This is a genomic window from Paenibacillus sp. TSM33 (assembly GCF_056099025.1).
The window spans coordinates 1,215,638-1,228,151 of sequence record NZ_JBLZXB010000017.1 but is presented as its reverse complement, the minus strand read 5'-3'; the positions used below and the strand labels follow the sequence as shown (position 1 = coordinate 1,228,151).

Below are 12,514 nucleotides of genomic sequence, written 5' to 3'. Positions count from 1 at the left end.
AAAAGGGAACTCCCTGATTGGTTCAATTGGATAGAATACTTACAATTAGAGTAGGATGAAAAATTGAATCTTGGGGGAATGGATGATGAGTCGATTAACCGAAGCTATAAAGATATTAAACATTGTGAAAAAAGGATCAATATTTTGAAGGGGATCAGTAGATACACACCCAATCAGCATGGAGCCTGGGCAATGCTCATTCTTCCATTTTTATTTGGTTTGGCTGCTGCTCCAGGACAATTCATTCATATACCTCTATTCGTATGCTGGTTTGTTATCTATTTATTTAGTTTTCCTGTTCTCCAGTGGATCAAAACAGGGAATAGTAAAAGGTACCGTAAACCCGTTGTTATATACGGAGCAATACTCCTCCCTCTTTTAGCTTCTCTAGTATGGGTTAAACCTGCGTTGATCTGGTATGGAGTTCTGCTCCTACTTTTTTTTATGGCTAATATGTATTACGCCAAAATCAAAAATGAACGTGCTTTGTTAAATGACATTGCTGCGATTCTAGTTTTCTGTTCTTTTATATACCCTGTTGTTCATATTGGAGAAGGTGGAGATTGGACATTAACCACAGAGCTATTTTTGCTGTTGGTGTGTTATTTCATAGGAACGGCTCTTTATGTTAAAACGATCATCCGTGAAAGAAAAAATCCACGTTACTATTATGCGTCTATTATCTATCATCTGATCATTGTGCTGTTGGCCGCCTGGATCAAGGTGTTTTTGTTTATTCCATTTTTAATTTTGTTATTGCGAGCTATATGGCTTCCTAAATTCGAGTTAAAGGCAAAGCAGGTAGGCATGGCTGAAATTGGATTTTCATTGATGCTCTATGTATCTGTGCTGTTTTTATATTTTTAAAAAGGAGAGACATCAATGATATCTTTGCAAACGCCACGAGATTATCGCGTAGACCCGTTTATCGTCATTTGGGAGGTAACGCGAGCTTGCGCATTAAAATGCCTTCACTGTAGAGCGGAAGCTCAATATAAGCCTGACCCTCGTCAGTTGACATTTGAAGAGGGCAAAAGGCTGCTCGATCAAATCGCTGAAATGAATCATCCGCTGGTGGTTTTCACAGGTGGAGATCCGTTAGCGCGTTCCGATTTGTTTGAGCTGGCTCAGTATGCAATTGAGGAAAAAAAGCTATCAGTTTCAATGACTCCTAGTGCTACTCCGAAAGTGACACGAGCAGCGGTCGAAAAAGCAAAGCAGGTAGGCTTATCACGATGGGCTTTTAGCTTGGACGGTTCATGCGCGGACATTCATGATCATTTTCGCGGGACTGTGGGTTCTTACAATACGACTATGCGGGGAATTGGCTATCTGAAGGAAATGAACATCCCTATCCAAGTGAACACAACCGTGTCCCGATACAATCTTTATGACCTGGAGCAAATTGCAGAAAAGGTAAAGGAAATGCAGGCGGTGTTATGGAGCTTGTTTTTTCTGGTTCCAACCGGGCGTGGTATGGAAAAAGATATGATTACTCCTGATGAGCATGAGGCTGTAATGAAGTGGTTGTACCAGATACAGCAACAGATGCCCTACGGTGTAAAGGCTACCGAAGCACCTCACTATCGAAGGGTTGTACTACAGGAAAAACATAAAGCAGTGAAGAACGGTGCAATGTTCGAACCTAAACGGGCAGATGTTTTGGGACGCGCGCCTAAAGGCGTAAATGATGGAGATGGATTTGTTTTTATCAGTCATATTGGCGAAGTGTACCCGAGTGGTTTCCTACCGTTAACATGCGGAAATGTACGAAAGGATAGTTTGGCACATATTTATCGGGAATCTCCGATTATGAACCATCTTCGAGACAAATCTCTGCTTAAAGGCAAATGTGGAGTCTGCGAGTTCAATACAGTTTGCGGAGGCTCCAGAGCAAGGGCTTTTGCAATTACAGGAGATTATTTGGAGAGTGACCCTTATTGTGCATATATGCCTGGAGTGGGGAAGGAAACGTGCGCTCATGAATAAAAATGCTAAAAGAGTTGTGATCCTTGGTGGAGGAATAAGCGGTTTAAGTGCTGCCTATTATGTGAAAAAACTGGCGGAGGACAGGCAGCTTGAAGTGGAGATTACACTGGTGGAGAAAAGCGACTGTCTGGGAGGAAAGCTGCAAACGGTTCGCCAAAATCATTTTATGATCGAAAAAGGACCGGATGCTTTTCTGGCCAGAAAAACAGCTATATTGGATCTGACTATGGAATTGGGACTGGAAGCCGATTTAGTGTCGACAAATCCGAAGGCCAAGTCAGCCTCCATTTTGCATAAAGGTAAGCTGCATACCATGCCAATGGGCTTTATTTTAGGCATTCCAACAAAGTTAACGCCCTTCATTCGGACAGGGCTAATCTCTCCACTGGGAAAAGCACGCGCAGCTCTGGATTTAATTATTCCAGCCAAGCAAGGCGATATGGATGAGTCTCTGGGAGATTTTATCAAGCGGCGTCTAGGTAAAGAGGTGTTGGAGCAGATTACAGAGCCTTTGCTATCTGGTATTTATGCTGGCGATACGTATTCTCTTAGCCTCAAGGCAACCTTCCCTCAATTTAAGCAGATGGAACAAAAGCATAGAAGTCTGATTATAGGCATGGCTAAAGGAGCGGGCAGAAAGTCGGGTATATCTAACAAGTACCCGGAAATCGCCAAGAAAAGCATGTTTCTTTCCTATCGGCAAGGATTATCCACCATCGTGGAGCGGTTAAAGGAAAAGCTCGACACCGTCCATTATGTGATGGGACAGAGTGCCTCTGAAGTAAGAAAAGAGGATGCTTATCAGGTAATCCTGGACAATGGACAAATGTTAGAGGCAGATGCAGTGATTTGCGCTGTTCCAGCCTTTGAGGCGGCTACATTATTTTCCGATATCGCAATTGTGAGCTGGCTCCATAAGATTAACTACGTTTCGGTAGCGAATATTTCCCTTGCGTATAAAAATTCAGACCTTGATCTTGCTTATGAGGGAACTGGATTTCTCGTTCCTCGCAAGGAAGGAAAAATGATTACGGCCTGTACTTGGTCATCGACAAAGTGGAGCCATACCGCACCTGAAGGATATACACTCTTACGGACTTACATTGGACATGCAGGCGCACAGGAATGGGTTCATATGACAGACGATGAACTTGTAGAAGCAGCGCGCAAAGACCTGAAAGATTTAATGGGAATCGAAGCTGAACCAGAACTAACTGAAGTCAGTCGGTGTAATCAATCCATGCCACAATATCCGATCGGACACAAGGAGCAGATGGAGAAGGTTAGACATGATTTGTCGCAATATTTTCCGCATGTGTATCTATGTGGTGCTGGTTATGGAGGGGTTGGCATTCCGGATTGTATCGCCCAAGGCAAAGAAGCAGCTGAACAGCTGGTCTCAGGTTTTTTATAATCAGGCTCTTTCCACGAGTGAAAAAGGGATCACCCTAATTGGTTCAGCCTTGAGAGAGACATAGAATGAGAGTTGAGTATAAAACTGAAGTAAGATGGGGGAATGAAAATGAGCCAGTTAACGGAAGAAACATGGGTAGCGGACATTGTGAAAGAAGTACCCAAAACAAGTGACTTGTTCCGTAAACTACGGATTGACTTCTGCTGTGGCGGGAAAATATCGCTCCGTGAAGCAGCTGCCAACCGGGGTCTTCATGCTGGTGAACTGCTGGCGCGGGTGCATGAAGTGGAGGAAAGTCAGGCACAGCACAAGCAAATGCAACCATCCTCACTAGAACCCAAAGAACTGATCGCCTATATTCAGGATGAGTATCATACAAAGTTATGTGAAGAACTAGCGGCGCTCACACCGTATATTACCAAGCTAACACGGGTTCATGGCGAACGCTATTCGCACCTGAAGCGAGTGAATGAACTTTATACCTTGCTTAAACAGAAGTTAACGATACATATTCAATTCAAGGAAAGCCTTCTGTTTCCGTTGATTCAAGCGTTTTTTCAAGACTCGACATTTGAGCGTGTGGACGCACTTCATTTTCACTTATCCGAGTTGCAAGACGAGCACCAAGCGGTTGTGGATTTACTGCAGGAGCTGCGCTTGATTACCAATGGCTTTGAGCCGTTACAGGAAGCTTGTGGCACACATCGACTTGTATTGAAGCGTTTGGAGGATCTGGAAGCGGACATTTATAATCATATTCTGCTTGAGAATTGTACACTAGTTGAACGTACCAGACAGGCACAACCCCATTCATAATGCAACTATCACTTCATGACAGGGCTAGACGTAAGGAGTCAAACAAAAATGAAAAAAATTATTAAACATAGCCAGGCACTTTTCTTTGCTTTTTGTGTTGTGTTGTTACTAGCAGGGTGCGGTGCGGGGCAACAATCGGCTTCAAGTGGTAGCAGCGCGGCCCAGAACGAGGTTTCCGGCCAGGATTCATCGAAAAAGACTGAAACTGTTGAACTGACCATTTCTGCGGCTGCGAGCTTAACAGATGCACTCAAAGAAATCCAGACATTGTACGAATCATCCCATAAAGGTATTCAATTGAATTTCAACTTTGGTGGTTCTGGTGCACTGGAAAAGCAGATTGAGCAAGGAGCTCCATCGGACTTGTTTTTGTCTGCTTCGAAGAAAAACATGAAGTCTCTCGTAGATCAGCAGTTAATCGAGAGCAATAAACAAAAAACATGGCTGACGAACGAGTTGGTAGCGGTGATCCCTGCTGACGGGACGACGAGCATCACGAGTGTAAAAGATTTAATGCAAAAAGAAGTGAAAAAGGTGGCAATCGGTATTCCTGAAAGTGTGCCTGCAGGCAAATATGCACAGGAAGCACTGACGAACGTTAAGTTTTGGGACGTGATACAAGACAAGCTCGTTCAGGCAAAAGATGTTAGACAAGTGCTGCAATATGTAGAAACGGGTAACGCTGATGTCGGGTTTGTGTATAAGACAGATGCGTTAACTTCGCAAAAGGCGAAAATTGCCTTTGAGGTGGACCCTAAAACCTATTCAACGGTTGAGTACCCCATCGGGATCATCAAAGCTTCCAAGCACATTCAAGAAGCCGAAGACTTCTATGAATACCTTCAATCGCAAGAATCTTTGAATATTATGGCTAAGTATGGATTTACCATACCCAAGTGAGCATGCAGGCTATAGATTGGAACGAATATTGGCCTCCGATTCGATTATCGTTACAGGTTGCACTGTTATCTAGCGTTCTGGTGATCCTATTAGGCTTGTTTGCGGCATGGTCCATGTCGCGGTTAGGCTTATTTAAAGGGAAAACACTCGTTGAAACTGTGCTTATGCTGCCTTTGGTACTCCCGCCGACTGTAGTTGGATTTTTACTGTTAATCTTACTCGGACGAAAAAGTGGGTTTGGACGTTTGGTGGAACAATGGTTTGGCGAGCCTATTGTATTCTCATGGTGGGCTGGGGTTGTGGCAGCGGTGGTTGTAGCCTTTCCTCTAGTCTATCGGACACTGAGAATGGGATTCGCTTCAGTGGATCGGGACTTGGAAAGCGCGGGACGCTCAATGGGTGCAAATGAGTGGCAGGTCTTCCGATACATCACCTTTCCTTTGATTTTCCCTTCTTTTAAAGCGGCCTTTATACTCGGTTTTGCCCGTGGACTGGGTGAATTCGGTGCTACGCTGATGATAGCCGGAAATATTCCGGGTAAAACACAAACGATCCCTACAGCCATCTATATCGCAGTGGATTCTGGTCATCTTCCTATGGCCTGGGCTTGGACATGCTCTATCATTTTCATTTCCTTTATAATGCTCCTGTTAACAGGCCAAAAGAACAATTAATCTATTCATACAAGCTTCCCTCTGGCCGAGGGGGCTTTTTTTGTATCTTTCCATAGAACGAGGGATTTTCTATAGCGCTATAGGACATTCCCTAATGGGAACAGAGATGAATGAATTACATAATGAGAGTAAGCGAATGAATCTTCCCCGTGAGTTTGCGATGGGCTGATTCATTCTGAAAAGGAGCGTTGATCACCGATGAAAAAAAAATACAGTCTCAACTTCTTCAAACCAATCGAGAGCTATTCTGGAAATTGGTCAATCCTTGAAGAAAAAAATAGAGAATGGGAAAACGTGTATCGCCAGCGTTGGTCTCATGACAAAGTGATTCGCACGACGCATGGTGTTAACTGTACCGGCTCCTGTAGCTGGAAGGTTTTTGTTAAGAACGGCATCATCACTTGGGAAAATCAGCAAATCGATTATCCCTCCTGCGGTCCAGACATGCCAGAATTTGAGCCGCGTGGATGCCCGCGTGGTGCTTCATTTTCCTGGTATGAATACAGCCCGTTACGTGTGAAATATCCATATATGCGCGGTAAGCTATTGCGACTCTGGCAAGCTGCCCTCAAGGAGCATAGCAATCCGGTAGACGCATGGGCCAGCATTGTCGAAGACCCGGAGAAAGCCAAGCTCTACAAATCGGCTCGCGGCAAAGGCGGGCATGTTCGTGTGGCTTGGGATGATGTTCTGCATCTGATTTCGGCGCAATTAATTTACACCATTCGCAAATACGGTCCTGACCGGATTGCAGGCTTCACCCCTATTCCAGCAATGTCAATGATAAGCTATGCCTCAGGAGCGCGGTTTATTTCATTGCTTGGTGGGGAGATGTTGAGCTTTTACGATTGGTATGCCGATCTTCCGCCTGCTTCTCCTCAAATTTGGGGTGAGCAAACGGACGTACCTGAATCCTCAGATTGGTACAACGCGGGTTACCTGATCATGTGGGGATCGAATGTACCACTTACCCGGACGCCAGATGCTCACTTTATGACGGAAGTACGCTATAAAGGAACGAAGGTCGTATCCGTGGCTCCAGATTTGGCGGAAAACGTAAAGTTCGCTGACAACTGGCTTGCACCCAATCCGGGTACAGACGCCGCTGTGGCACAGGCGATGACACATGTCATTCTAGATGAGTTCTACCAGGAACGCCAGGAACCCATGTTCATTAACTATGCCAAGCAATATACAGATATGCCATTCATGATTCTGCTTGATCCCCACGAAGGAGCCTGGAAGGGCGGACGTTTTCTGCGGGCGAGTGATCTGGGGGATGCTTCACAGCATGCAGATTGGAAACCGGTCATTTTCGATGAAGTAGCAGGGGAAATGATGGTCCCGAACGGTACAATGGGACAGCGCTGGGAGCAGGATAAGAAATGGAACCTGATCCTGGAACGGGAAGATGGAACCAAGGTTGAGCCTGCGCTCACGGTGGAAGGTCATGACGAGCAATGGGAAGAAATCGTATTCCCTTATTTTGATAACACAGGTAACGGGACATTCAAACGTGTCATTCCGGCGAAAAAAGTACGTCTGGCTGATGGCTCAGAGCGTTTCGTAGCCACCGTATATGACTTGATGATGAGTCAGTATGGTGTGGCTCGCAATGATAGCCCTCATAATGCAAAGGATTATTACGATGCAGCTTCTCATTACACTCCTGCCTGGCAGGAGAAGATCACGGGAGTCAAGGCATCGGTCGTAGTGCAAGTTGCTCGCGAATTTGCTCAGAACGCTATCGACACTCAAGGACGTTCCATGATCATTATGGGGGCGGGGATCAATCACTGGTTCAACAGTGACACCATTTATCGCTCCATCTTGAACCTGGTCGTACTGACGGCTTCCCAAGGTGTTAACGGTGGAGGCTGGGCGCATTATGTAGGTCAAGAGAAGTGCCGTCCTATTGAAGGCTGGTCAACGATTGCCTTTGCCAAAGACTGGCAGGGACCGGCTCGGTTGCAAAATGCTACTTCGTTTTTCTATTTTGCAACTGAACAGTGGCGCTATGAAGAAAGCGGCACCGACACATTGAAATCGCCGACTGGGGGAGAGGTCAGTTACCAACATCCGGCGGACTACAATGTACTTGCTGCACGGTTGGGCTGGATGCCTTCTTACCCGCAGTTTAATAAAAACAGCCTGCTATTCGCCGAAGAGGCGGCGCAATTAGGCAAGAAGTCAAACGAGGAAATCATTAACCACACTGTGGAAGAGATTAAATCGCGTAAGACTCGTTTTGCTATTGAAGATCCAGGGGCAGCGGAGAACTTTCCGCGTTCGCTCTTTATTTGGCGGTCCAACCTCATTTCCAGCTCGGCCAAGGGACAGGAATATTTCATGAAGCATTTGCTCGGAGCCTCCGACGCGCTGCTTGCCCGGCCGAACGAAGATCAGAAGCCTGAGGAAATCGTCTGGCGGGAAGATGTGGAAGGAAAGCTTGATTTGATGGTCGCACTTGATTTCCGGATGACCACAACGCCATTGTACGCGGATGTCGTACTTCCGGCGGCAACCTGGTATGAGAAGACGGATTTGTCCTCGACAGACATGCATCCGTTCGTGCATCCATTTAATCCTGCGGTAAATCCGCTTTGGGAATCACGTTCGGACTGGGATATTTACCGTCAGTTGTCTGAAACCTTCTCGAACATGGCCAAAGAGCATCTACCGGGAATATATAAAGACCTTGTAACTGCACCGCTTGGGCATGACTCCATAGGCGAAATTGCGCAACCGATGGGTCTTATAAAGGACTGGACGAAAGGCGAGGCCGAAGCTGTGCCGGGTAAAACCATGCCTAATTTCAGCATCGTAGAACGCGATTATACCAAAATACATGATAAATACGTCTCACTCGGTCCAAATTTGGCTACTGGAAAAACGGGCGCGCACGGCGTTAGCTTCTCGGTAGCGGATGAATATGAGGAATTGAAGAAGCTGAACGGGGTTTATTACGATGAGTCCATCAAAGATGGACTACCGAAGATCCAGACAGCTCGCCAAGTGGCCGATACGATTCTTCATCTTTCGTCCGCAACCAACGGTCGTGTCTCGCAAAAAGCCTACGCAGAGGCGGAAAAGGATCATGGTGTGAAGCTGATGGACATCTCAGCCGACCGTGCCGCCGAGAAAATCACGTTCCAAAGCATTACAGCGCAGCCGCGTGAAGTTATACCGACACCGGTATTCAGTGGCTCCAACAAACAGGGACGTCGCTACTCGCCATTTACCACAAATATTGAGCGTCTCGTTCCGTTCCGGACTTTGACAGGAAGACAGCATTTCTATATCGATCATGAAATCTTCCAGCAGTTTGGGGAGTCGCTGCCTATCTATAAACCGACTTTGCCACCGATGGTATTCGGCACGCGTGATCGGGAAATCAAGGGTGGTCAGGATTCACTGGTGCTTCGTTATCTGACTCCACACGGGAAATGGAATATTCACTCCACCTACCAGGATAATCAGCATATGCTTACGCTATTCCGCGGAGGTCCTACGGTATGGATCAATAACGAAGATGCAGCAACTCATGCTATTGCCGACAATGACTGGCTGGAGGTGTACAACCGTAACGGTGTTGTAACCGCCCGAGCAGTTGTCAGTCACCGGATGCCAAGAGGAACGATGTTTATGTACCATGCTCAAGATAAGCACATTCAAGTGCCAGGCTCCGAAATCACGGATACACGCGGGGGCAGTCATAATGCGCCAACAAGAATTCATCTTAAACCGACCCAGATGGTTGGTGGATACGCTCAGCTAAGCTACGGATTCAACTATTACGGTCCGATCGGCAACCAGCGCGATGTGTACGTAGCGGTACGTAAAATGAAGGAGGTTAACTGGCTTGAAGATTAAAGCTCAAATTGCCATGGTCATGAACCTGGATAAATGTATTGGCTGCCATACGTGCAGCGTGACGTGCAAAACAACTTGGACAAACCGCAAAGGTGCGGAATATATGTGGTTTAACAACGTGGAAACGAAGCCTGGTATTGGTTATCCGAAACGCTGGGAAGACCAGGAGCAGTATAAGGGCGGCTGGCAGCTTCGCAAAGGGAAGCTTGAACTGAAGTCAGGGAACAAGCTATCCAAAATAGCGCTCGGCAAGATTTTCTACAATCCCGATATGCCTGAAATGAAGGATTATTATGAGCCCTGGACCTACAATTATGAACATTTGACCAACGCCAAAGAGCAGAAGCATTCTCCGGTAGCACGTGCACAATCTGCTGTAACAGGTGAAAAAATGGATCTGAATTGGGGACCAAACTGGGAGGATGATTTGGCAGGTACTCATGTGACAGGCCCTCTCGATCCCAATATTCAGAAAATCGAAGAAGAGATTAAATTCAATTTCGAGAAGTCGTTCATGCTGTATCTTCCTCGGCTTTGCGAGCACTGCTTGAATCCGAGCTGTGTCGCATCCTGCCCTTCAGGTGCCATGTACAAACGGGACGAGGATGGCATTGTGCTCGTGGATCAGGAAGCATGCCGCGGCTGGCGATATTGCATGACAGGTTGTCCATACAAGAAAGTGTACTTCAACTGGCAGACGAACAAAGCGGAAAAATGTACCTTCTGCTTCCCGCGTGTGGAAGCCGGGTTGCCAACCGTCTGCTCTGAGACGTGTACCGGACGAATTCGTTACCTTGGCGTTCTATTGTATGATGCGGATAAGGTACAGGAGGCTGCTTCTAAAGAGGATGAGAAAGATCTGTATAAAGCACAGTGTGATTTGTTCTTGGACCCAAGTGATCCGGCAGTGATTGCCCAAGCGAAAAAAGATGGGATTTCGCAAGACTGGATTGAGGCAGCGCAGAACTCACCGGTCTACAAGCTTGCTATTGAGTATAAGCTGGCATTCCCGCTTCATCCGGAATACCGCACGCTGCCAATGGTCTGGTACGTACCACCACTTAGTCCGATCATGAATTACTTTGAAGGGAAAGACTCCATCGAGAATCCGGATATGATCTTTCCAGCTATCGAAGAAATGCGCACGCCTATTCAGTATCTTGCCAATATGTTGACGGCGGGCGACACCCAGACGGTGAAAGAATCGCTGCAGCGGATGGCTATGATGCGCTCCTATATGCGCGCTCAGTCCACAGGACAATCTTTTGATGAAAGCCGTCTGGAACGTACCGGTATGACAGCACGTCAGGCCGAGCAAATGTACCGGCTTCTGGCCATTGCCAAATACGAGGACCGTTTCGTCATTCCGACATCGCATAAAGAGGGTTATGCCAATCCATATCGTGCTCAAGGAGCTTCTGGTTTTGGTGACACCTTAGGGAATATGGAAGGTTGTGGATCTGGAGGATCTGGCTGTAGTGGTTGTAGCCTGGCAAGCTCCACGGGAATGGAAGAGCCTTCGAAATCAGGCAAGCAAATGTATGAAGAAAACTTCTACGGGGGTATTTGGCGTGATTAATGTAGCGAAACTGTATGAATTCAAGCCTTCATTCGGGTTTTTCGCCCAACAGCTCATGTACCCAGAAAAGCTGGATTTTCATCCGGCTTTTCTGGAAGCATCCTTTAATCCGGATCATCCTGCGCATACGCATGCTAATATGTACTGGTCTTTGATGCAAGAGTTTAGTATGGAAGAAATCCAGGAGATGTATACGGAAACTTTTGATTTTCAAAAAAATTGTGCACTATATATGACTTACTTCAAGTTCGAAGATGCAAAAGAAAGAGGACAAATGCTGGTTAAGTTAAAGGTTCTCTATGAAATGTATGGTCTTGAAATGCCAGATGGAGAGCTGCCTGATTATCTGCCGCTCATGTGTGAATTTCTGTATGCCGCCGAATGGGTGCAGGATGCAAAGACGACAGAAAACTTCCGCATGCCCATCGCGATTTTGGAAGATGGCACTTATCATTTGCTTAAAGCGCTGGAAAAAATGGAAAGCCCGTATTTTCATCTGGTCAAGGGACTGCGCGAAACGCTTAAAGCTTGTGTAGAACAGGAGGCAGCCGCGTTATGATGATGGAGCAGTTTTTATGGGTCATTTTCCCTTATATGTGCGTGGTCATCTTTATCGTAGGTCATATCTTCCGCTATAGAACTGACCAGTTCAATTGGACGGCAAAATCAAGTGAATTTATTGAAAAGAAACAATTGATGATTGGAAGTCTCTTATTCCACTTGGGGATCATTCCTGTTATATTTGGTCATGTGTCTGGTCTGGGCATACCTAAAACCTGGATGCATGCGCTGGGTGTAAACGATCATCTATATCACATTGGAGCGGTCTATATTGGTGGAATATTTGGGGCTATGACGTTCCTGGGGATGTTGATACTTACCTCTCGACGTTTTACAATTCGTAATGTGCGCCGTTTAAGTACAGCTTCTGATTTGATTGTAAATGTATTACTGTTGGCGCTTGTATGCATGGGGATGTTTGCAACTCTCGTAACGAATGCGGTACAGCCTGAATTCGATTATCGGGAGACGATCTCAATCTGGTTCCGCGGCCTGTTCATATTCCGTGTCGACCCGACATTGATGAGAGATGTACCGATTTCTTTCAAGCTTCATGTACTTATGGGTTTTGCGATTTTTGCGTTCTGGCCGTTTACCCGGCTTGTACACGTGTGGAGCGTTCCGTTGAATTATGTGCGCAGAAGTTATATCCTTTACAGAAGACATAAATCGAACTAGGAAAGCGGGCCCTGCCTTCTTTCCTAGTTT

The 12,514-nt window shown here is 46.2% G+C and carries 10 protein-coding genes; all 10 read left to right on the top strand.

The annotated features are described in order from the left end of the window. Positions 1-78: 78 nt before the first annotated feature. The 10 genes from ACN6NF_RS17440 to narI all read left to right on the top strand — a co-directional run bounded on the left by ACN6NF_RS17440 (position 79) and on the right by narI (position 12,484). On the top strand, positions 79-867 hold the full coding sequence (locus tag ACN6NF_RS17440; RefSeq protein ID WP_474319075.1) for a YwiC-like family protein: 789 nt from the start codon (positions 79-81) through the stop codon (positions 865-867). 15 nt (positions 868-882) lie between these two features. Then, positions 883-1,989 (top strand): TIGR04053 family radical SAM/SPASM domain-containing protein, encoded by a 1,107-nt coding sequence (locus tag ACN6NF_RS17435; protein WP_474318786.1) that lies wholly within the window; start codon positions 883-885, stop codon positions 1,987-1,989. Beyond that, positions 1,982-3,403, top strand: a complete 1,422-nt coding sequence (gene hemY / locus ACN6NF_RS17430; protein WP_474318785.1) for a protoporphyrinogen oxidase — start codon at positions 1,982-1,984, stop codon at positions 3,401-3,403. The genes ACN6NF_RS17435 and hemY overlap by 8 nt, the downstream gene beginning before the upstream one ends. 108 nt (positions 3,404-3,511) lie before the next feature. Then, on the top strand, positions 3,512-4,219 hold the full coding sequence (locus tag ACN6NF_RS17425) for a DUF542 domain-containing protein (protein ID WP_474318784.1): 708 nt from the start codon (positions 3,512-3,514) through the stop codon (positions 4,217-4,219). Between the two features lie 48 nt (positions 4,220-4,267). Next, positions 4,268-5,119 (top strand): molybdate ABC transporter substrate-binding protein, encoded by an 852-nt coding sequence (modA, locus tag ACN6NF_RS17420; protein WP_474318783.1) that lies wholly within the window; start codon positions 4,268-4,270, stop codon positions 5,117-5,119. A gap of 2 nt (positions 5,120-5,121) precedes the next feature. Beyond that, positions 5,122-5,793, top strand: coding sequence for a molybdate ABC transporter permease subunit (gene modB, locus ACN6NF_RS17415; RefSeq protein ID WP_474318782.1), 672 nt, complete (start codon positions 5,122-5,124; stop codon positions 5,791-5,793). Between the two features lie 198 nt (positions 5,794-5,991). Further along, positions 5,992-9,666, top strand: coding sequence for a nitrate reductase subunit alpha (locus ACN6NF_RS17410; RefSeq protein WP_103042544.1), 3,675 nt, complete (start codon positions 5,992-5,994; stop codon positions 9,664-9,666). Continuing rightward, a complete protein-coding gene (gene narH / locus ACN6NF_RS17405) occupies positions 9,656-11,245 on the top strand; it encodes a nitrate reductase subunit beta (RefSeq protein WP_474318781.1) in 1,590 nt (529 codons plus the stop codon). Before ACN6NF_RS17410 ends, narH begins: the two co-directional genes overlap by 11 nt. Then, complete coding sequence (gene narJ, locus ACN6NF_RS17400; protein ID WP_474319074.1) at positions 11,238-11,804, top strand: nitrate reductase molybdenum cofactor assembly chaperone; 567 nt, start codon at positions 11,238-11,240, stop codon at positions 11,802-11,804. The genes narH and narJ overlap by 8 nt, the downstream gene beginning before the upstream one ends. Then, positions 11,801-12,484: a respiratory nitrate reductase subunit gamma gene (gene narI, locus ACN6NF_RS17395; protein WP_013372381.1), complete on the top strand. Its 684-nt coding sequence runs from the start codon at positions 11,801-11,803 to the stop codon at positions 12,482-12,484. Before narJ ends, narI begins: the two co-directional genes overlap by 4 nt. The last annotated feature ends 30 nt before the right edge of the window (positions 12,485-12,514 follow it).